Source organism: Streptomyces sp. SYP-A7185 (genome assembly GCF_046103685.1).
GTDB lineage: Bacteria > Actinomycetota > Actinomycetes > Streptomycetales > Streptomycetaceae > Streptomyces.
On record NZ_CP122310.1, the window covers coordinates 7494096 to 7515642 of the forward strand.

The window sequence follows — 21547 nt, forward strand, 5'->3', positions numbered from 1 at the left end:
AGCGGATGATGCCGCGCATGAACGGGGGACGGCGGCTTTTTCCGGATGGTATCGGTTGCGAGCCACAACTGGGCAAGCCAGGAAGCGGAGTCGACGGCCGAAGAGTGTTGACAGGGTGTGACCTTCTTCTCGATGAAAACACCCCAAATCGGGCATCTAGCCCTGGAATCGATACTCTTCGAGCAGACGCCGTCCAATGATCATTTTCTGGATCTCGGCGGTACCTTCGCCGATCAACAGCATGGGTGCTTCACGGTACAGGCGCTCGATCTCGTACTCCTTCGAGAAGCCGTAACCGCCATGAATCCGGAACGCGTCCTCTACGACTTCTTTGCAGTATTCGGACGCGAGGTACTTCGCCATCCCTGCTTCGAGGTCGTTTCGTTCCCCGGAGTCCTTTTTGCGTGCTGCATTCACCATCATCGCATGAGCGGCCTCGACCTTGGTAGCCATCTCGGCCAGCTTGAACTGGATCGCCTGGTGCTGAGCGATCGCCTTGCCGAAAGTGTGGCGTTGCTGGGCATATGAGACACCCAGCTCAAATGCACGCTGAGCGACGCCGCAGCCACGCGCCGCGACATTCACGCGGCCGACTTCGACTCCGTCCATCATTTGGTAAAACCCTCGGCCGGTGGTCCCGCCGAGCACGCGATTGGCCGGAATTCGCAGTCCGTCCATGATGAGTTCGGTGGTGTCCACCCCCTTGTATCCCATTTTGTCGATCTTGCCCGGGATGGTGAGGCCGGGGCGGACCTCGCCGAAGCCGGGCTCCTTCTCGACGAGGAAGGTCGTCATCGACTTGTGGGGGGCCGTGCCCTCCGGGTGTCCTTCGTCACTCCGGCACAGAACGGCCACCAGCGTGGACGTGCCGCCGTTCGTGAGCCACATCTTCTGACCGTTGAGGACGTACTCGTCGCCGTCCTTGACGCCCTTGGACGTGATCGCCGACACGTCCGAGCCGAGCGCGGGCTCCGACATGGAGAACGCGCCGCGCACCTCGCCGGCCGCCATGCGCGGCAGGAAGGTGTCCTTCTGCTCCTGCGTCCCGTGCTGCTTGAGCATGTAGGCGACGATGAAGTGGGTGTTGATGATGCCGGAGACCGACATCCAGCCACGCGCTATCTCCTCGACGCACAGGGCGTACGTGAGCAGCGACTCGCCCAGACCGCCGTACTCCTCCGGGATCATGAGCCCGAAGAGACCCAACTCCTTGAGGCCGTCGACGATCTGCTGGGGGTACTCGTCACGGTGTTCGAGCTCCGTGGCGACCGGGATGATCTCCTTGTCGACGAAGTCCCGGACCGTGGACAGGATCTCCTGCTGGATGTCGGTGAGACCTGCGGTCTGCGCGAGTCGGCTCATGGCTACTTCTCCTGCGTCTTCTTGGGAACGTCGCGGAGCTCCGGGCGGCCGGGCTGCTCGCCCCCGCGCTCCTTGATGTACGTCTCGGTGGGCACCATCACCTTGCGGCGGAACACGCAGACCAGCGTGCCGTCCTGCTTGTAGCCCTTGGTCTCCACGTAGACGATCCCGCGGTCCGACTTGGACTTCGACGGCGTCTTGTCCAGGACCGTGGTCTCGCCGTAGATCGTGTCGCCGTGGAAGGTCGGCGCCACGTGCTTGAGCGACTCGACCTCCAGGTTGGCGATCGCCTTGCCCGAGACGTCCGGCACGGACATGCCCAGAAGCAGCGAGTAGATGTAGTTCCCCACGACGACGTTCTTCCCGAAGTCCGTCGTCTTCTCCGCATAGTTGCTGTCCATGTGGAGGGGGTGGTGGTTCATCGTCAGCAGGCAGAAGAGGTGGTCGTCGTACTCGGTGACCGTCTTTCCCGGCCAGTGCTTGTAGACGTCCCCGACGGTGAACTCTTCGTAGGTGCGGCCGAACTGCATGTCAGGCCTCCGGGATCTCGAACTTGGAGGTGCGCGTCATGCCGGCGGCGCGCCCCTTGCCCGAGATGACGAGCGCCATCTTGCGGCTCGCCTCGTCGATCATCTCGTCGCCGAGCATCGCCGAGCCCTTCTTGCCGCCCGCCTCGGAGGTGCAGTAGTCGTACGCGTCCAGGATCAGCTCGGCGTGGTCGAAGTCCTCCTGGGAGGGCGAGAAGACCTCGTTGGCGGCCTCGACCTGGCCGGGGTGCAGCACCCACTTGCCGTCGAAGCCGAGCGCGGCGGCGCGGTTCGCGACCTCGCGGTAGCCGTCGACGTTCTTGATCTGGAGGTAGGGGCCGTCGATCGCCTGGAGGTTGTTGGCGCGCGCGGCCATCAGGATCTTCATCAGGATGAAGTGGTAGGCGTCCGCCGGGTAGCCGGGCGGCTGCTCGCCGACGACCAGGGACTTCATGTTGATGGAGGCCATGAAGTCGGCCGGGCCGAAGATGATCGTCTCGACGCGCGGCGAGGCCTGCGCGATCGCGTTGACGTTGTTGAGGCCCTGCGCGTTCTCGATCTGCGCCTCGATGCCGATCTTGCCGACCTCGAAGCCCATGGTCTTCTCGATCTGGGTCAGCAGGAAGTCGAGCGCGACGACCTGGTCGGCGCTCTGCACCTTCGGCAGCATGATGCAGTCGAGGTTCTGGCCCGCGCCCTCGACGACCGTGACCACGTCGCGGTACGTCCACTCGGTCGTCCAGTCGTTGACGCGCACCACCCGCGTCTTGCCCGTCCAGTCGCCCTCGTTGAGGAACTTGACGATGGTGTGCCGGGCCTCCGGCTTGGCCAGCGGGGCGCAGGCGTCCTCCAGGTCGAGGAATACCTGGTCGGCGGGGAGGCCCTGGGCCTTCTCCAGGAAGCGCGGGTTCGACCCCGGGACCGCCAGACACGAGCGGCGGGGGCGGAGACGGTTGATGGGCGCGGTCATGCGGGGACCTCCAGAGGGTCGAGCTTGTTCGCTTTCCGGATCTCGTCGACGATACGGCCGATGATCTCGGTGATGCCGAAGTCCTTCGGGGTGAACACGGCGGCCACACCCGCCGCCTTCAGGTCCTCGGCGTCGCTGTTGGGGATGATGCCGCCCGCGATGACGGGGATGTCGGGCGCGCCCGCCTCGCGCAGGCGCACCAGGACGTCGGGCACGAGCTGCGCGTGGGAGCCGGAGAGGATCGACAGGCCCACGGCGTGCACGTCCTCGGCGAGCGCGGCGGCCACGATCTCCTCGGGCGTGAGCCTGATGCCCTGGTAGACCACCTCGAAGCCGGCGTCGCGGGCCCGCACGGCGATCTGCTCGGCCCCGTTCGAGTGCCCGTCGAGGCCCGGCTTGCCGACCAGGAAGCGCAGCTTGCCCGTGCCGAGGTCGGCGGCGGTCCTGGAGACCTTGTCGCGGACCAGGGCCAGCGGGGTGCCGGCCTCCGCGGCGACGGCCACCGGAGCGCTGGAGACGCCCGTGGGCGCCCGGAACTCCCCGAAGACCTCCCGCAGGGCGCCGGACCACTCCCCGGTCGTCACACCGGCGCGTGCGCACTCCAGGGTGGCCTCCATGAGGTTGCCCGTGCCCGCGGCGACCTCCTTGAGCCGCTCCAGCGCCTTGCAGGGCCGCGGGTGGTTGAACGGCGGCTGGTAGCGGGTGTCGCGCCAGACCTCCAGGGCCTTCACGACGCGGTTCTCGACGGCCGGGTCGACCGTCATGATCGCGGTGTCCAGATCCGCGGTCAGCGGGTTCGGCTCGGTCGACTCGTAGCAGTTGACGCCGACGATCTTCTCCTCGCCGCCCTCGATCCGCGCCCTGCGCTCGGCGTGCGAGGAGACCAGCTGCGACTTCAGGTAGCCGGACTCGACGGCGGCCATCGCGCCGCCCATCTGCTCGATGCGGTCGATCTCGGCGAGCGACTCCTCGACGAGGGACTCCACCTTGGCCTCGATCACGTGCGAGCCCGCGAAGATGTCCTCGTACTCCAGGAGGTCGCTCTCGTGGGCGAGCACCTGCTGGATGCGCAGCGACCACTGCTGGTCCCAGGGCCGGGGCAGGCCGAGGGCCTCGTTCCAGGCGGGCAGCTGCACGGCACGCGCGCGTGCGTCCTTGGAGAGCGTGACGGCCAGCATCTCCAGGACGATGCGCTGGACGTTGTTCTCCGGCTGGGCCTCGGTCAGGCCCAGGGAGTTGACCTGCACGCCGTAGCGGAAGCGGCGCTGCTTGGGATCGGTGATGCCGTACCGCTCGCGCGTGATGCGGTCCCAGATGCGGCCGAACGCCCGCATCTTGCACATCTCCTCGACGAAGCGGACGCCCGCGTTCACGAAGAAGGAGATACGGGCGACGACGTCGCCGAACTTCTCCGGGGGCACCTGCCCGGAGTCGCGCACGGCGTCGAGCACCGCGACGGCGGTGGACATCGCGTACGCGATCTCCTGCACCGGGGTGGCCCCGGCCTCCTGCAAGTGGTAGCTGCAGATGTTGATCGGGTTCCACTTGGGGATGTGGGCCACCGTGTAGGTGATCATGTCGGTGGTGAGGCGGAGGGAGGGCCCCGGCGGGAAGACGTGCGTCCCGCGCGAGAGGTACTCCTTGACGATGTCGTTCTGCGTCGTGCCCTGGAGCCGCGTGATGTCCACGCCCTGCTCCTCCGCCACCACCTGGTAGAGCGCCAGGAGCCACATGGCCGTGGCGTTGATCGTCATCGAGGTGTTCATCTGGTCCAGGGGGATGTCCTGGAACAGGCGCCGCATGTCGCCGACGTGCGAGACGGGGACGCCGACCCGGCCGACCTCGCCGCGGGCGAGGATGTGGTCCGGGTCGTAGCCGGTCTGCGTGGGCAGGTCGAACGCGACCGAGAGGCCGGTCTGACCCTTGGCGAGGTTGCGCCGGTACAGCTCGTTGGACGCCTCGGCCGTGGAGTGACCGGCATAGGTCCGCATGAGCCACGGCCGGTCCTTCTGACGCTCTGTCATGTGCGAACCCTCAGCCCTCAGACGTTCCGGAAGCGGTTGATCGCGTCGATGTGCTTGGCCCGCGTCTCCGGGTCGCGCACCCCGAGGCCCTCCTGGGGCGCGAGGGCGAGGACGCCGACCTTGCCCTGGTGGAGGTTGCGGTGCACGTCGTAGGCGGCCTGCCCGGTGTCCTCCAGGGAGTAGACCCGGGAGAGGGTGGGGTGGATCTTGCCCTTGGCGATGAGGCGGTTGGCTTCCCAGGCCTCGCGGTAGTTCGCGAAGTGCGAGCCGATGATCCGCTTCAGGGACATCCACAGGTAGCGGTTGTCGTACTCGTGGTTGTAGCCCGACGTCGAGGCGCAGGTGACGATCGTGCCGCCCTTGCGCGTGACGTAGACGGAGGCGCCGAAGGTCTCGCGGCCCGGGTGCTCGAAGACGATGTCCACGTCCTCGCCGCCGGTCAGCTCGCGGATGCGCTTGCCGAAGCGCTTCCACTCGCGGGGGTCCTGCTCGTGCTCGTTCTTCCAGAACTTGTAGCCCTCGGCGTTGCGGTCGATGACCGCCTCGGCGCCCATGGCCTCGCAGATGGCGGCCTTCTCCGGGCTGGAGACGACGCAGATGGGGTTGGCGCCGCCGGCCAGGGCGAACTGGGTGGCGTAGGAGCCGAGTCCGCCGCTGGCGCCCCAGATCAGGACGTTGTCGCCCTGCTTCATGCCGGCGCCGTTGCGCGAGACCAGCTGGCGGTAGGCGGTGGAGTTCACCAGGCCGGGCGACGCCGCCTCCTCCCAGCTCAGGTGGTCCGGCTTGGGCATGAGCTGGTTGGACTTGACCAGGGCGATCTCGGCGAGCCCGCCGAAGTTGGTCTCGAAGCCCCAGATGCGCTGCTCGGGGTCGAGCATCGTGTCGTTGTGGCCGTCCGAGGACTCCAGCTCGACGCTCAGGCAGTGCGCGACGACCTCGTCGCCCGGGTTCCAGGCGTTCACGCCGGGGCCGGTGCGCAGGACGACGCCCGCCAGGTCGGAGCCGATGATGTGGTACGGCAGGTCGTGGCGCTTGGTGAGCTCGCTCAGGCGGCCGTACCGCTCCAGGAAGCTGAAGGTGGACACGGGCTCGAAGATCGAGGTCCACACGGAGTTGTAGTTGACCGAGGAGGCCATGACGGCCACCAGGGCCTCGCCCGGGCCGAGTTCGGGCACCGGCACGTCGTCCAGGTGGATCGACTTGCGGGGGTCCTTGTCGCGGGTCTCGAGCCCGGCGAACATCTCCGTCTCGTCCTTGTGCACGGTGATCGCGCGGTACGAGTCGGGGAGCGGAAGAGCGGCGAAGTCGGCGGACGTGGAGTCCGGCGACTGGATCGCGTCCAGGATTTCCTTCACGGTGATGCCTCCGGCGAAGTTCGTGCCCCCTTCGAGGGGAGCACGCTCTTGAGGGTTACGTCGGGTGCTGCTGGTGCAGGTGGTGGAGGGTGTGCCGTCGGTTCGGCGAAGGTGATGCTCGGCAGCGCTTGGTGTGGCGCGGGAGGTTGCCTGTGACGCAGGCGTCCGGGCGCACGAGCCGTGGCTTGTGGGGACAGCCGGCGTACGGAAGTTCTCTGCACGCCGGCCGCCCGGACAACATCAACGTATGACACCGCGTGCCAGTGGGCAAGACACTGAGTGCCATCAATTTTTGATAGATGATCGATCAGTGCAGGTCAGAGGGTGTGAGGGCATGAAGAAGGGGGCGCTACCGATGGGTAGCGCCCCCTTAAAACCCAAGGATGAAACGGGTCAAAAAAGGACTTTTGAAGGTGGCGGGGCTACGAGTCCCTCTCCCGCAGCGCCTTCTCGATCGTCCGCATGATCTCGTCGAGCGGTGCGTCCGTCCGGGCCACGGTGACCAGGACGTCGCCCCCGGTGCTGACCGAGGCCGCCGGAGCGGTGGTGGTGTCACGGCCCGCCCCGATGCCCGAACCGAAGGTCCTGCGGACGATGGCGAAGGCGTGGTCCAGCTGGGTCTCCACGTCGCCCTGGCCACCCGCGCGCAGCCACCGCCGCAGCACGTGGTTGTGCGCGGTCACCACCGCCGAGGCCGCGACCTCCGCCAGGAGCGGGTCGTCGTTCCCGTCGTGGTGCGCCTGCTCGTCGAAGTGGCCCAGGAGATAGCGCGTGAAGAGCCGTTCGTAGCGCGCCACCGAGGCGATCTCGCGCTCCCGCAGCGTGGGCACCTCACGCGTCAGGCGGTAGCGCTCGACGGACACGGCCGGCGAGGCCGCGTACATCTTCATGACTTCCTTGATGCCCCGGCACACCGTGTCGAGCGGGTGCTCGTGCGGCGGCGCCGCGTTCAGGACGGCCTCCGCCCGGATCAGCGTGTCGTCGTGGTCCGGGAAGATCGCCTCTTCCTTGGAGCGGAAGTGCCGGAAGAAGGTCCTGCGGGCGACGCCGGCCTGCGCGGCGATCTCGTCGACCGTCGTCGCCTCGTACCCCTTGGACGCGAAGAGCTCCATCGCGGCGGCCGCCAGCTCCCGGCGCATCTTGAGCCGTTGGGCGGCGGCGCGGCTGCCGGCCGCGCTCTCGGGAGCGTCGGGCGTAGCGGGCGTACGTGAGGACTTGGCGGCCTTGGGCATGACCCGAACGTACTGCATGTGCGCAGCCGAGTGCTCCTGCGGGACGGGGCCGCCCGACGGTTCGAGCAGCCCGCCCCAGTCCGTGCGCGGTCTGCCGTCAGGCGCGCCCCCGTCCGCTTCCGGCTTACCGCCGGGCATATTCGCGGAAGCCGCGGCCGGTCTTGCGGCCGAGGCAGCCCGCGGCCACCAGGTGTTCGAGCAGGGGGGCCGGGGCCAGGCCCGGGTCGCGGAACTCGCGGTGCAGGACCTTCTCGATGGCGAGCGACACGTCCAGGCCGACGACGTCCAGGAGCTCGAAGGGGCCCATGGGGTAGCCGCCGCCGAGCTTCATGGCGGCGTCGATGTCGTCGAGCGTCGCGTAGTGCTCCTGGACCATCTTGACCGCGTTGTTGAGGTAGGGGAACAGGAGCGCGTTCACGATGAAGCCGGCGCGGTCGCCGCAGTCCACCGGGTGCTTCTTGATCGTCGCGCACACCTGCCGGACGGTCGCGTGCACGTCGTCGTCGGTGAGGACCGTGCGGACCACCTCGACCAGCTTCATCGCCGGGGCCGGGTTGAAGAAATGCATGCCGATCACGTCGCCGGGCCGCGAGGTGGCGCGGGCACAGGCGACCACCGGCAGGGACGAGGTGGTGGTGGCCAGGATCGCGCCCGGCTTGCAGACCTTGTCGAACGCCGCGAACAGCTGCTGCTTGATCGCCAGGTCCTCGGCGACCGCCTCCAGGGCCAGATCGACGTCGGCGAACGCGTCGTACGTGCCGGCCGGGGCGATCCGGTCCAGCGTCTTGGCCGCGGTCTCCTGCGTCATCCGGCCCTTGTCGACCGAGCGGGCCAGCGACTTGGCGACGCGGGCCTTGGCCTTTTCCGCCTTCTCCTCGCTGCGCGCGGCGAGCACCACGTCGTAGCCGGCCTTCGCGAAGACCTCCGCGATGCCCGACGCCATGGTCCCCGAGCCCGCGACGCCGACCGAGCGGATGGTGCGGCCGCCGCCCTGGCGCCCGTCCTGCGGCGGGGTCAGCGCGTCACGCACGACGGCCGAACTGCCCGGCTCCTCGTACGAGTAGAAGCCGCGGCCCGCCTTGCGGCCGGTCAGGCCCGCCTCGCTGAGCTGCTTGAGGATCGGGGCCGGGGCGTGCAGCCGGTCGTGGGACTCGGAGTACATCGCGTCGAGGACCGTGCGGGCGGTGTCGACGCCGATCAGGTCGAGCAGGGCGAGCGGGCCCATCGGCAGTCCGCAGCCGAGGCGCATCGCGGCGTCGATGTCCTCGCGGGACGCGTACTTCGCCTCGTACATCGCCGCGGCCTGGTTGAGGTAGCCGAACAGCAGGCCGTCCGCGACGAATCCGGGCCGGTCGCCGACCGCGACGGGCTCCTTGCCGAGCGCGTACGCCAGGTCCGTGACGGAGGCGACGGCCGCGGGCGCGGTGAGCACGGAGGAGACGACCTCGACCAGCTTCATCGCCGGTGCGGGGTTGAAGAAGTGCAGGCCGAGCACCCGCTCGGGGCGGGCCGACTCGGCGGCGAGCCGGGTCACGGACAGCGCGTTGGTGCCGGTCGCGATGATCGTCTCGGGGCGCACCACGCCGTCGAGTTCCCGGATGATCTGCTGCTTGATCTCGTACGACTCCGGGGCGACCTCGATCACCAGGTCGGCGTCGGCCGCGGCCTGGAGGTCGGTGAAGGTGCGCACGCGGGCGAGCGCGTCCCGGCGCTCGTCCTCGGTGAGCTGCTCACGGCGCACGGCCCGCGCGGTGGACGACTCGATGGCGGCGACGGCCTGGGTGCCCGCCGCCTCGCTGATGTCGATGCCGATGACCTCGCGTCCCGCGCGGGCCAGGACCTCGGCGATGCCGGTGCCCATGGTGCCGAGACCGATCACGGCGACGGTGTTCAAGGGAGTGTCCATGCGTGGACTCCAGGAAGTGAGTGACGACTGAGGGGCGCACGCGATGCGCGGCAACGGCGGCGCGGCGTACGGAAGATGAGCTGCTGCGTGTCGTGACCGGGCGGCGAAGCGGGCACGCCCGTGAGAAGTCGACCGGCCCTGTCCCGGGGCCGCGTCGTACTGGGTGGAGCTGAGGTGCTCGAAGCACCGAACCGACATGCACCCACGGCGGCTGCGTCACCAGGCCGCCATGAGAAAGAAACTGCTTCGCGGGGAGTGTGCCCCGCTCACATGAGATTAACCGGCGAGTAACGAGCGCGCCAGTCCCCAGGGTTTGTGATCTGCATCGCGGATAGGCTCCCCGTCATGGACGTGGAGTTGCGCACGGTGACGGAACGCTTACGCCGCGAGGCGGGAGTCTCGGAGAGTTACGAGAGGCTGGTCGCGACCGGCGATGTGGAGGAACTGGCGGAGGTGCTCGCCGCGGCGGGTCAGCCACTGTGGGCCCGGGAACTCGCCGCGGTCCGCCTCGGGGCCGCCGGCGACAACCGCGCCTTCGAGTCCCTGGTGCTGCTCCTGAACCACCGAGATCCCTCGCGCTGCGCGGCCGCCGCGTACGCCTTGGCCAGGCTGCGCGATCCGCGTACGGCACGCGCGGCAGCCGCCCTGGCCACCAATGAGCTGCGGGTGGCCTACGCCCTGTATCCGGTGCGTCTGCTCACCGAACTGCGCGCGCCCGAGTCCGCGCCCGCCCTCATCACCACGCTGGAACGCAGACTCGCCCCGCACGATCCCTTCGGGAAGATCGCGCTGGCCTGCGTGGAGGGCCTCGGGGCGCTGGGCGACCCGCGGGCCCGGCCCGTCCTGACCCGGGCCTGCGGCTACCCCAGGCTCGCGGCGGCGGCATCGGCGGCCCTGGCCCGCCTGCCCGGCTGACTCCTCCGCGGACTGCGGGCGGCCGGCGGGGCCACAGGGTCCCGCGGGCCTACAGGACGGCGTACGCCTCTATCTCCATCAGGTACTGCGGCGAGACGAGACCGGCGACCTGCACGGCGGAGGACGCCGGGAGCCGCGCCGGGTCCATGTGGACGTCCCGTGCGGCCCGGATCGCGGGCATGTGCGCCATGTCCGTGACGTAGTAGGTCAGTTTCACGATGTCGCCGAAGCCGCCGCCCGCGGCTAGCAGGCAGCGCCGCAGGTTGTCGAAGACCTGGCGCGCCTGGGCGCCCGCGTCTCCCTCGCCGACCAGCTCGCCGTTCTCGTCCAGGGGGAGTTGTCCGGAGATCGCGACGAAGCGGCCGGTGCCCATGACGACGTGCGTGTACGCCGTGGCGGGGAAGACGCCGTCGGGGGCGCTGATGTGGGTCAGTCGGCTCATGGCTCCATCCTGGGTCATGCGTCTGACGGGGTCCCGAGCAGGTCCGGCGGTCGCCCTGTGCCCTGCTGGGGGTCACAGCAGGGTGAGTTGGGTGCCGCCGGGCGGGGCGGCGGCCGTCTCGGTGTCGGCGGGCCGCGGGGCGCGGATGCGGCGGGTGGCGCTCGCGCGTGCGGGGCCGATGCCGAATTCCTCGGCCAGCTCGTGCACCTGGCGGGTGATCCGGCGCTGGTACCACTTGGGGGCGTAGGCGCCTTCCGCGTACAGCCGTTCGTAGCGCCGCACGAGGTGCGGATGGTGCTGCCCCAGCCAGGTCATGAACCACTCGCGCGCCCCGGGCCGCAGGTGCAGCACGAGCGGCGTCACGGAGGTCGCCCCCGAGGCGGCGATGGCCCGTACGGTCGCCCGCAGCTGCTCGGGCCGGTCCCCGAGGAAGGGGATCACCGGTGCCATGAGCACCCCGCAGCCGATGCCGTGGCCGGTCAGCGTCCGCACGACGTCCAGGCGCCGCTCGGGGGCGGGCGTGCCCGGCTCGACGGTGCGCCACAGCTCCTGGTCGACGAAGCCGACCGAGACGGAGATCCCGACGTCGGTGACGGCGGCGGCCTGGCACAGCAGGTCGAGGTCCCGCAGGATCAGCGTGCCCTTGGTGAGGATGGAGAAGGGGTTCGCGTGGTCGCGCAGGGCGGCGATGATCCCGGGCATGAGCCCGTACCGCCCCTCGGCCCGCTGATAGCAGTCGACGTTCGTGCCCATCGCGATGTGTTCGCCGTGCCAGCGGGGCGAGGCGAGCTGGCGGCGCAGCAGGTCGGGGGCGTTGACCTTCACCACGATCTGGCTGTCGAAGCCGAGTCCCGTGTCCAGGTCGAGATAGCTGTGCGTCTTGCGCGCGAAACAGTAGACGCACGCGTGCGTGCAGCCCCGGTAGGGATTGACCGTCCATTCGAACGGCATGCGGGACGCTCCCGGCACCCGGTTCACGATCGTTCTGGCCCGGATCTCGTGAAACGTGATCCCGGCGAATTCAGGGGTGTCGAAGGTCCTCGTGGTGACCGCGTCCGCGCCGAACAGCGCGGCATCCGCGACACCCCGTGACGGCCCGTCGGCGAGGTTCTCCCAGCGCATGACGCCTCCTCGGTAGCACTGACCACAGAATAGAACACATGTTCCCTTGATCGTGCGAGGGGATACCTCGGCGACCCCGATTTGAGGGGCCGGTACGCCGGGTGGTTGGCTTCCGGGGATCACCCCTGAACAACCGAGTGCTGGAGGAAGTGCCATGGCGCAGGTCGAGGCGACCACGGAGCGGATCATCGCGGCGCGGCCGGAGGACGTCTTCGACGCGCTCGCCGACTACGAAGGCACGCGTCAGAAGATCCTGTCCGAGCACTTCAGCGAGTTCGAGGTGCGCGAGGGCGGCGACGGTGACGGCACGCTCGTCCACTGGAAGCTCCAGGCCACCAGCAAGCGCATCCGCGACTGCCTCCTGGACGTCAGCGAGCCCACCGACGGCGAGCTCGTCGAGAAGGACCGCAACTCCTCGATGGTCACCACCTGGACCGTGACCCCGGCGGGGGAGGGCAAGGCGCGCGTGGTCGTCTCCACCGTGTGGAACGGCGCGGGCGGCATCGGCGGCTTCTTCGAGAAGACCTTCGCCCCCAAGGGCCTCGGCCGGATCTACGACGAGGTGCTCGGCAAGCTCGCCGCCGAGGTCGAGAAGTAGCGCAAGGGGCGACAGGGCGGTTCTCAACTCCTGTAGCCCATAAGGGTTGTTGTCACGCTCACCGTTTCGAGTGGTTTTCTGTTCGGACCAGTTGTACGGCGTAGGGCTCCCACCGGCGGATACGTGTGCCGGACCCCTCACAGGGCCGACTCGTCGCGCTTGCTCGCAGTTGTCGCGTAATGCGAGAAATGCGGCGCAGGCGCAGACGAGGGGAGCAGGACGTGGGCGGCACGACGCTGGTGAAGGGCGCCGAGCAGGGGGACGTGGCGGCGGAGGTGGCGGTGGCGCCCCCGGAGGCGGGGGAGGCGCCACCACCCCCGGAGTACGTCTCGGCGACGGCGGGGCTCAGCCCCGGGCGCGTCCGCATGGTCTTCGTCGGACTCATGCTCGCCCTGCTGCTCGCCGCCCTGGAGCAGATGATCGTCGCCACCGCGCTCCCGAAGATCGTCGGTGAGCTGCACGGCCTGGACAGGATGTCCTGGGCGATCACCGCCTATCTGCTCACCTCGACGGTCGGGCTGCCCATCTACGGCAAGCTCGGGGACCTCTTCGGGCGCAAGGGCGTCTTCCAGTTCGCCATCGTTGTCTTCGTCGTCGGCTCCGCGCTGGCCGGCTGGTCGCGCACGATGGACCAGCTGATCGCCTTCCGTGCCCTCCAGGGCGTCGGCGCGGGCGGTCTCATGATCGGCGTGCAGGCGATCATCGCGGACATCGTCCCGCCCCGCGAACGCGGCCGCTACATGGGCCTGATCGGCGCCGCCTTCGGCCTCGCGTCGGTCGCGGGACCGCTGCTCGGCGGCTTCTTCACCGACCACGTCACCTGGCGCTGGTGCTTCTACTTCAACGTGCCCTTCGGGCTCGTCACCCTCCTCGTCGTCAGCTTCGGGCTCAAGCTGCCCAAGCGCACCGGCAAGGCCCGGCTCGACGTGCTCGGCGCGCTGCTGCTGGCCTCGGCGTCCACCTGCCTGGTCCTGCTGACCAGTTGGGGCGGCACCGAGTACGCGTGGGGCTCGCGCGTCATCCTGGGGCTCGCGGCGGGGGCCTTCGCCTCGGTCGTGCTCTTCGCCGTCGCCGAGCGCTTCGCCGCAGAACCGATCATCCCGCTGCGGCTGTTCCGCGACCCGGTCTTCAACGTCACCGCCGTGGTGGGCATGGTCGTCGGCGTCGCCCTCTTCGGGGCGGCCAGCTATCTGCCGACCTTCCTCCAGATGGTCGACGGCGCCAGCGCCACCGAGTCCGGGCTGCTCATGCTGCCGATGATGGGCGGCGTCGTCGGCGCCTCGATCCTCTCCGGCCAGCTCATCAGCCACACCGGGCGCTACAAGATCTACCCGGTGGTCGGCGGCATCCTCTCCGTCATCGGCATGTACCTCCTCTCCCGGCTCGAAGCCGACACGCCCCGGCTGCACTACAGCATCTGGATGGCCGTCCTCGGCGCGGGCGTCGGCCTCGTCATGCCGGTGCTCATCCTCGCCGTGCAGAACGCCGTGCGCCCCGGTGACCTCGGCACGGCCACCAGCGCCAACAACTACTTCCGGCAGATCGGCGGCAGCGTCGGCGCCGCGATCTTCGGCACGCTCTTCGCCGACCGGCTCGCGGACTCGCTCGCCGACCGCCTCCCCGCCGGGGCCGGCCTCCCCGACCCCGAGGCCATCACCCCGCAGCTCGTCCACGCCATGCCCGCCCCGCTGCGCGAGAGCTACATCCAGGCGTACGCCGACGCGATGCCCCGGATCTTCCTCTACCTGGTGCCGGTGCTCGTCCTCGGCATGCTGATCACCTTCTTCCTCAAGGAGACACCCCTGTTGTCCAGCGCAGCGTCCCAGGACGCCCCCACCGCCGAGCCCACCGCCGTCCCCCAGGCCCGCACCTCGTACGCCGCCGGGGTGCCCGTCTCCGGCACAGTGCAGCACCCGGACGGCACCGTGGTGCCCCGCGCCGCCCTGACCCTCATCGACGTCGGCGGCCGGCAGATCGGCCGCGGGGCCAGCGGCGAGGACGGGCGGTACGCGCTGGCCACGCCCGGCACGGGATCGTTCGTCCTGATCGCGGCCGCGGGCGGCCACCAGCCCCAGGCGGTCACCGTGACCGTCGGGGAGCGCCCCGTGGAGCTGGACGTGGTGCTCGGCGGCGCCGGACGCCTGGCGGGCAGCGTGGTCACCGCCGACGGGTCCCCGGTCAGGGACGCCGCGGTGACCCTGACCGACGTCCGCGGGGACGTCGTCGCCACCACCCGCAGCGGACGCGAAGGCGGCTATGTGATCACGGAGCTGGTCGCGGGGGAGTACACCCTGGCCGCCAGCGCCCCCGCCTTCCGCCCCGCGGCCCTGCCCGTCAGCGTGCAGGCATCCCGCGAGACCCGGCAGGACGTCGAGCTCGCGGGCGGCGCCGTCCTGCGCGGGACCGTGCGGGCCGGCGGCGGGCGCCCCGTGGAGGACGCCCGCGTGACGCTGCTCGACGCGGCGGGCAACGTCGTGGACACCCTCACGACCGGCCAGGACGGCACCTTCCGGTTCATCGACCTGTCGTCCGGCGAGTACACGGTCATCGCCGCGGGCTACCCGCCGGTGGCGACCGTCCTCCAGGTCGCGGGGGGCGGGCGCACGGAGCGGGATCTCCAGCTGGGCCACGAGGACTAGCGGCGCGGCGCAAAATACCCGCCGGAGGCGCCCCCGCGCGGCCCAATTCCCGTATTGCACCCCACGGCAACCAGTGCCGGTCGTACGGTGGTCGGGGCGGCGCAGGGCTTCGCGGTGCCGCCGGAAGGAGCGTTGGCCATGGACTACGGCACCCCGGACGGGCCGATGGCTCGCCGCGCCGTGACCGGCCGGATCCCGCTCGCCGTGGTCGTCGTCGACGGGGCGGGCCGCGTCTCGCACTGGAGCACCGGCGCACGCAAGCTGTTCGGCTACTCGAAGGAGGCGGCCGTCGGCAGCCCGGCGGGCGATCTCCTCCCGGTGGCGGGCGCGATCCCCGCCGAGCACCCGGACTACGGCGAGTACGACGGCCTGGGCCCCGACCTGGAGACCTCCCTCGACGGCCGCATCTCGTACCCCGCCGCCGGGCGCGCGCGGCTCTCCGTGCCCGGCGGCGACCGGCACCGGGTGGACGTCCTGTGGTGGGCCTACCCCCTCGTGGGCCCCGGCCCCGAGCGGCTGCTCGTGCTCGCGGCGGACGCCGACCGGCTGGCCGCGGGCGACCGCGAGCCGGGCCAGGTCGAGCGGATAGCACCGGGATTCGCCCTGCACACGGACTTCCCCGGCGCGGACGAGCTGGCCGGCCGCCTGCCCGAGATCCTGCCCAGCATGAGCGTGGAGGAGAGCTCCCGCATCGTGGGGCAGGTCCTGGAACTGGGCTATCCCGTCCTGGAGTTCAGCAAGCACGACCGGGTGCCCGTCACCCCGGACTGGGGAGTGGCGCGGCGCACCGAGCGCGAGGCGCGCAGGCGCGCCCGGCAGGTCGCCGCCGACGGCCTCGCGCCCGAGCCCGGCACGCCCGACGGCGCCGCGGCCGCCGAGGAGGCCGAAGACCTCGAATACGCCGCGGTGCGCGAGCACCTGGAGTTCCTGAACGAGGTCAGCGGGCGCATCGGCTCCTCGCTCGACCTCTCGCAGACGATCATCGAGGTGAGCCGGGCCGTCGTGCCCCGCTTCACCGACGTCGCGGGCACGTACCTGCGCGAACAGGTCGTCGCGGGGGAGGGGTTCCCCGAGGGGCCGCCGGACGAGACCACGCTGTGGCACCGGGTCGCCGTGGAGCACACGGACGAGCCGGGCCGCTGGGACGACGTCGTGCCCGTCGGCGAGTCCATGCCGTTCCCGTCGCACACGCCGTTCTTCCAGTGCATGACCACCGGCGACCCCGTCCTCGTGCCGCGCATCACCGAGGAGATGGGCAACGCGATCGCCTCGCAGTTCGAGAAGCGCGACATCCGCCCGCTCATCAACCACCGGTCGATGCTCGTCGTACCGCTGAAGGCCCGCAACGTGGTGCTCGGGTTCATGATCCTGCTGCGCCACCGGGAGCGGCCCGTCTTCAACGACATGGACCGCGTCACCGGCGCCGAACTGGCCGCCCGCGCGGGCCTCGTGCTCGACAACGCCCGGATGTACACCTACCAGGAGAGCGTCGCCGACACCCTCCAGGACAGCATGCTGCCGCACATCGAGCCGCGCATGACGGGCTGCGACATCGCCACCCGCTATCTGCCCGGGACGCTGCTCGGCCGGGTCGGCGGCGACTGGTTCGACTCCGTGAAGCTGCCCGGATCGCGCACCGCGCTCGTCGTCGGCGACGTGATGGGCCACGGCCTCAACTCGGCGGCGATGATGGGCCAGCTGCGTACGGCCGTGCAGACCATGGCCGCACTCGACCTGCCGCCGGCCCAGCTCCTGCGCAACCTCGACGACCTGGCGCAACGGCTCGGCGAGCACTACCTCGCGACCTGCCTGTACGCGGTCTACGACCCCATAGCGGGCGAGCTGCACCTCGCCAACGCGGGTCACATCCCGCCCGTCCTGGTCCGCGCCGACGACGGCCGCAGCGAACTCCTCGACCTGCCGACGGGAGCGCCGATCGGCGTCGGGGGCGTGCCCTTCGAGGCGGTCACCGTCCGGGTCGCGCCCGGCGACCGGCTCCTGATGTGCACCGACGGCCTCGTCGAGGTCCGCGGCGAGGACATCGGCGTCGGGCTCGCCACGCTCACCGAGTCCGCGGCCCACCCGGCCGCCTCCATGGACGACGCCTGCGACACGATCATCCGCGCGCTCAACACCCGCGGCGGCCGCAAGGACGACGTGGCGCTCCTGATGGCCCGCCTGAACGGCATCGCGGACGAGGACGTCGCGCGGTGGCGGCTGGCCCGCGACCCGAGCGAGGTCGGCAGGGCGCGCGAGCTGGTCGGCGACCAGTTGCGCCGCTGGTCCCGCCCCGCCCTCGTGGAGACCGCCGAGCTCCTGGTCGGCGAGCTCGTCACCAACGCCGTACGGCACTCGCGCGGCCCCCGCGTCGGACTGCGTCTGGTCCGCTCCGGCACCACGCTGATCTGCGAGGTCGAGGACGACGACCCCACCCTGCCCACGCTCCTGAACGCGGGCCCCGCCGACGAGTTCGGGCGCGGCCTGCGGATCGTCAGCGTGCTCGCCAAGGAGTGGGGCACCAGTCGTACGGCCTCCGGCAAGACCGTGTGGTTCGAGCTGGTGCCGACGCTCAGGTGAGCTTTCCTGGCTACCCCGCGGGGCGGGGGGCGTGAAGGCGCGGCGAATGATTGCGCCGGTGACTTGTCCGCGCGACCCGGGCGCGGTAGACCGATCTCGCCGTCGGCTTCGGCGGCCGTCGCCGCGATCCTGGGGAGCTGGGCATGAGCGTCACGCGTCGGTACAGGGAGGCCTGGGAGGGGTTCTGGCGGGACGCGCCCGGCGAGGAGGGGGCCGTCTTCTGGGATTCCGAACCCGCGCTCACGGTCGGCATCCATCTGGCCCTCTTCGAACCGCACCTGGCGGCGGCGGGATTGCCCCTGGTGGACCTCGGCTGCGGCAACGGCACCCAGACCCGCTTCCTCGCCGACCGCTACCCGCGCGTCCTGGGCGCCGACCTGTCCGCCGCCGCCCTGCACCACGCGCGCCATGCCGACCCGGCGGGGCAGGTGGAGTTCCGGCAGGTCGACGCGGCGGAGAAGGCCGAGGCCGAGCAGCTGCACGCGGAACTGGGCGACGTGAACGTCTATATGCGCGGGGTGCTCCACCAGTGCGACCCCGACGACCGCCAGCCGCTCGTGGACGGCATCGCGGCGCTCCTCGGCGAGCGCGGCAGGGCGTTCGTCGTCGAGCTCGCCGAGGCCGCGGGGGTGGTCCTGAGGGGCCTCGCGCGAAGCCCCGAGGGCCCGCCGCCGAAACTGGCCCCGGTGTTCGCCCACGGCATCGCACCGGGCGAGGTGGCGGACGCCGCCATCCCGCGGTACCTCACGGAGGCGGGCCTCACGGTCCTGGCCGCCGGTGAACTCCCGCTGACCACGACGGAGTTCACCCCGGACGGCACCCGCATCGAACTGCCGTCGAGGTGGCTGGTGGTGGGCAGGGCGCACTGAGCCACCGGCTCCCCCGGCGACACTTCACACCCGCCGGCGACACCTCACCCCGGCGTGGGGCGGATGCGGCGGGATGCGGTGTCCGAGCCGCGCGCGGCGGCCGGGCGCCGACGGGCCGGGCGCCGACGGGCCGGACTTCGACGGGCCGGGGGCCGACGGGCCGGGCGCCCGGCCCGTGTCAGGACCGCGGGCGGGAACGCGTACGCCGCCTTGAGCCGCGCCACGCCCCGGCGCTCCGGACCTGCGGGACGGTGCTGCGGTGGCCCGCCCCGGAGGGGCCGGGCCGTGGTCGCGATCCGCGCGGCGTCTGCGCGGACCGCGCCCTGCGCCAGGGCGCGGACCGCGTGGCCCCCGCCGGCCTCAGCTCCCCGCGGTGACCGCCCCCGGTGCCACGCCGCGGGCATCTGCCCGGACCACGTCACGCGCCGCCTCACGGGCCGTCCGGGCGAACGCCGCCACGGCCCCCGTGCCGTGGCCGGCCCGCCACACCAGGCCGTACCCGACCGGCTCGGCGTCGTCGAAGGGCACGTACGTGACCCCCGGCCTGGCGAAGTACGTCCCCGTGTGCGCGGGGGCGAGGAACGCGCCCTTGCCGCCCGCCACCAGCATCAGCGCCTCCTGCATGTTCGTCACGCCGGGCCCGCGGCCGATCGGCCTGCCGGACGGGGTGCGGGAGGGGACGCGGTGCTCCAGCCAGTAGTCGGGCACCTCGCCCGTGATCGGCAGGAGCGGCACCTCCGCCAGGTCCTCGGGCGACACCGAGTCCCGTGCGGCCAGCGGATGCCCCGAGGCGATCGCGAGGACCCGCTCCTCCGCGAGCAGCGCGGGGCCGCCGCCCAGGTCGTCCTCGCGCACCGGAAGCTCCGTCAGCTGCACGTCGAACTCGCCCTTGCGCAGCTGCCCGTACGGATCGCCGAGGGGTACCTCGCAGATCTCCACGGCGAGCCCCGGATGACTCACGCGCAGCGCCTCCGTGGTCCGCATCACGATCTCGCCGGCCAGCGGGTTGGCGAAGCCGACGTGAAGGACGCTGTCGATGCCGCGCGCGGTGGCCGCGGCCCGCTCGATCGCCGCGTCGATGGCCCGGTGGTGCGGTTCCAGGTCGGCGCGGAGCTGGCGGCCGAGCGCGGTGAGCCCGACGCGACGGCTCGTGCGCACGAACAGCGGGGCGCCGACGCGGCGTTCGGTGCGCTGGATCAGCTGGCTCACCCGGGCGCGCGAAAGCCGCATCCGCTCCGCCGTCCGGCCGAAGTGCAGCTCCTCGGCCAGGAGCAGAAAGCACTCCAGTTCATCGCGTTCCATCGACGTCCCCCCGGCGGATCGGATCGGTAAACCTGGTTGAACGAACGTTGCGTTCTTCGCCGTTGTTCCGCCCGTACGCCCTGATCGAGGGTGAGGAGGCCGGGACATCCCCGGCACCATCCACATCTGGGCGGAGAACCGACGTGCGTACGCGAAGAAAGTCATCGGCCGGGGCGGCGAGCGCGCCTGCGGTCACCTTCGAGCCCCGCGAGTGGGGTGTCCTGCTCGTCCTGTGCGGCGCGATCTTCCTGGAAGGCATCGACGTCGCCATGCTCAACGTGGCCCTGCCGTCGATCCGCGCCGATCTGGGCCTGTCCACCGGGTCCCTGCAATGGGTCATGAGCGCCTACGTCCTCGGCTACGGCGGCTTCATGCTGCTCGGCGGCCGTGCGGCCGACCTCTTCGGGCGCCGCCGGATGTTCGTCTTCTGGCTCGCCGTCTTCCTGGTCTTCTCCGGTCTCGGCGGCTTCGCCACCGAGGGCTGGACGCTGATCGTCGCGCGCTTCGTCACCGGCGTCGCCGCGGCCTTCATGACCCCCGCGGGCCTCTCCGTCATCACCACCGGCTTCGAGGAGGGCCCGCGCCGCAACAAGGCGCTGCTCTTCTACTCCGGCACCGCCGCGGGCGGTTTCTCGATCGGCCTGGTCGTCGGCGGTCTGCTCACCGCGTTCGGCTGGCGCTGGGTCTTCTTCGTGCCGGTCGTGCTCTCCGCCGTGATCCTGGCCGCCGCGCTCGCCCTCGTCCCCACATCGCCGCGCCCCGACCGCACCGGACAGAGCGTCGACGTGCTGGGCGCCCTGGCGGTCACCGCCGCGATCGTGCTGCTCGTCCTGGGCGTGGAGCGCGCTTCCCACGCGAGCGCCGCCGCCACGGCGGGCACCCTCGCCGCGGGCCTGGCCCTGGTCGCCGTCTTCGTCGCCGTCGAGCGCCGCTCGGCCTCCCCGCTGGTCCGCCTGGGGATCTTCCGCAGCGGCCCCCTGGTCCGCGCCAACCTCGCGGGCCTGTTCTTCGCGGGCGGCTTCTTCGGGTTCCAGTTCCTGGTCGTCCTCTACCTCCAGGAGCTGCGCGGCTGGTCCACGCTCCAGACCAGCCTCGCGATGCTCGTGACGGGCATCGACGCGGTGCTCTCGCCCACGCTCACGCCCCGCCTCGTCGACCGCTTCGGCAACGCCCGGGTGATCTTCGGCGGCCTGCTGCTCGCCACGCTCTCGTACGCGCTGTTCCTGCCGGTCGGCGCCGACTGGACGTACGCGGCGATGTTCCCGAGCCTGATCGTCCTCGGCCTCGCCTTCGCCCTCACCTACGGGCCGCTCACCATCGTCGCCACCGAGGGCGTCAAGGAGGAGGAGCAGGGCCTGGCCGGCGGGCTGCTCTACACCGCCTTCCAGTTCGGTGCCGCCCTCGGTCTCTCCGCCGCCACCGCCGTGAACGTGTGGGCCACCACGGCGGGTTCGCCCTCCGCGCTCCTGGAGGGCTACCGCACGGCGCTGTGGGTACCGCTCGCCGCGGCCCTGCTCGCCGCGCTGATCAGCGCGTTCGGCCTCCGCTCGCGGCCGGGCACCGTGGCCGCGTCCGGCGAACCCGCGGCCGGCCGCCCCGAGGTGCCCGCGGCCCCCTGACCGGGACTCGCGCCGGGACACGCGCCGGGACCTGCGCCGGAAGTGCGCCGAGGAGGTGAGGCCGCGACGCGGTCCTCGGCGGATCTGG

Annotated in this window: 16 protein-coding genes; 6 read left to right on the top strand and 10 right to left on the bottom strand. The window is 71.0% G+C overall.

Annotation, left to right across the window (positions count from 1 at the left end):
* Positions 1–156: 156 nt before the first annotated feature.
* The 7 genes from QBL25_RS32880 to QBL25_RS32910 all read right to left on the bottom strand — a co-directional run bounded on the left by QBL25_RS32880 (position 157) and on the right by QBL25_RS32910 (position 9376).
* Positions 157–1362: an acyl-CoA dehydrogenase family protein gene (locus tag QBL25_RS32880; protein WP_160508249.1), complete on the bottom strand. Its 1206-nt coding sequence runs from the start codon at positions 1360–1362 to the stop codon at positions 157–159.
* A 2-nt stretch (positions 1363–1364) separates the two neighbouring features.
* Positions 1365–1892 carry a MaoC family dehydratase gene (locus QBL25_RS32885; protein ID WP_409060580.1) on the bottom strand — a complete coding sequence of 176 codons (528 nt, stop codon included), beginning with the start codon at positions 1890–1892 and terminating at the stop codon, positions 1365–1367.
* A 1-nt stretch (position 1893) separates the two neighbouring features.
* On the bottom strand, positions 1894–2859 hold the full coding sequence (locus tag QBL25_RS32890; RefSeq protein ID WP_397715336.1) for an HpcH/HpaI aldolase/citrate lyase family protein: 966 nt from the start codon (positions 2857–2859) through the stop codon (positions 1894–1896).
* Positions 2856–4883 carry a protein meaA gene (locus tag QBL25_RS32895; RefSeq protein ID WP_409060581.1) on the bottom strand — a complete coding sequence of 676 codons (2028 nt, stop codon included), beginning with the start codon at positions 4881–4883 and terminating at the stop codon, positions 2856–2858. The genes QBL25_RS32890 and QBL25_RS32895 overlap by 4 nt, the downstream gene beginning before the upstream one ends.
* Before the next feature lie 17 nt (positions 4884–4900).
* Complete coding sequence (gene ccrA / locus QBL25_RS32900; RefSeq protein WP_409060582.1) at positions 4901–6238, bottom strand: crotonyl-CoA carboxylase/reductase; 1338 nt, start codon at positions 6236–6238, stop codon at positions 4901–4903.
* Positions 6239–6660: 422 nt separating this feature from the next.
* On the bottom strand, positions 6661–7470 hold the full coding sequence (locus tag QBL25_RS32905) for a TetR family transcriptional regulator (RefSeq protein WP_409060583.1): 810 nt from the start codon (positions 7468–7470) through the stop codon (positions 6661–6663).
* Between the two features lie 124 nt (positions 7471–7594).
* Complete coding sequence (locus QBL25_RS32910) at positions 7595–9376, bottom strand: 3-hydroxyacyl-CoA dehydrogenase family protein (RefSeq protein WP_409060584.1); 1782 nt, start codon at positions 9374–9376, stop codon at positions 7595–7597.
* Between the two features lie 345 nt (positions 9377–9721).
* Between QBL25_RS32910 and QBL25_RS32915 the strand changes: the two genes are divergently transcribed.
* Positions 9722–10291 (top strand): adenylosuccinate lyase, encoded by a 570-nt coding sequence (locus QBL25_RS32915; RefSeq protein WP_409060585.1) that lies wholly within the window; start codon positions 9722–9724, stop codon positions 10289–10291.
* A 49-nt stretch (positions 10292–10340) separates the two neighbouring features.
* On the opposite strand, the gene QBL25_RS32920 is transcribed toward QBL25_RS32915, so the two are convergent.
* A complete protein-coding gene (locus tag QBL25_RS32920; protein WP_409060586.1) occupies positions 10341–10733 on the bottom strand; it encodes a RidA family protein in 393 nt (130 codons plus the stop codon).
* Between the two features lie 72 nt (positions 10734–10805).
* Positions 10806–11855 carry an Rv2578c family radical SAM protein gene (locus QBL25_RS32925; RefSeq protein WP_409060587.1) on the bottom strand — a complete coding sequence of 350 codons (1050 nt, stop codon included), beginning with the start codon at positions 11853–11855 and terminating at the stop codon, positions 10806–10808.
* Positions 11856–12009: 154 nt separating this feature from the next.
* Between QBL25_RS32925 and QBL25_RS32930 the strand changes: the two genes are divergently transcribed.
* The 4 genes from QBL25_RS32930 to QBL25_RS32945 all read left to right on the top strand — a co-directional run bounded on the left by QBL25_RS32930 (position 12010) and on the right by QBL25_RS32945 (position 18538).
* Positions 12010–12453, top strand: a complete 444-nt coding sequence (locus QBL25_RS32930) for an SRPBCC family protein (RefSeq protein WP_409060588.1) — start codon at positions 12010–12012, stop codon at positions 12451–12453.
* A 221-nt stretch (positions 12454–12674) separates the two neighbouring features.
* Positions 12675–15092: an MFS transporter gene (locus QBL25_RS32935; protein ID WP_409060589.1), complete on the top strand. Its 2418-nt coding sequence runs from the start codon at positions 12675–12677 to the stop codon at positions 15090–15092.
* A gap of 138 nt (positions 15093–15230) precedes the next feature.
* A complete protein-coding gene (locus tag QBL25_RS32940; protein WP_409060590.1) occupies positions 15231–17669 on the top strand; it encodes a SpoIIE family protein phosphatase in 2439 nt (812 codons plus the stop codon).
* A 143-nt stretch (positions 17670–17812) separates the two neighbouring features.
* On the top strand, positions 17813–18538 hold the full coding sequence (locus QBL25_RS32945; RefSeq protein ID WP_409060591.1) for a class I SAM-dependent methyltransferase: 726 nt from the start codon (positions 17813–17815) through the stop codon (positions 18536–18538).
* A gap of 360 nt (positions 18539–18898) precedes the next feature.
* On the opposite strand, the gene QBL25_RS32950 is transcribed toward QBL25_RS32945, so the two are convergent.
* Positions 18899–19840: a LysR family transcriptional regulator gene (locus QBL25_RS32950; protein WP_409060592.1), complete on the bottom strand. Its 942-nt coding sequence runs from the start codon at positions 19838–19840 to the stop codon at positions 18899–18901.
* A gap of 221 nt (positions 19841–20061) precedes the next feature.
* Here QBL25_RS32950 and QBL25_RS32955 point away from each other — a divergent pair, with 221 nt between their 5' ends.
* Positions 20062–21459, top strand: a complete 1398-nt coding sequence (locus tag QBL25_RS32955; protein WP_409062856.1) for an MFS transporter — start codon at positions 20062–20064, stop codon at positions 21457–21459.
* Positions 21460–21547 lie beyond the last annotated feature (88 nt).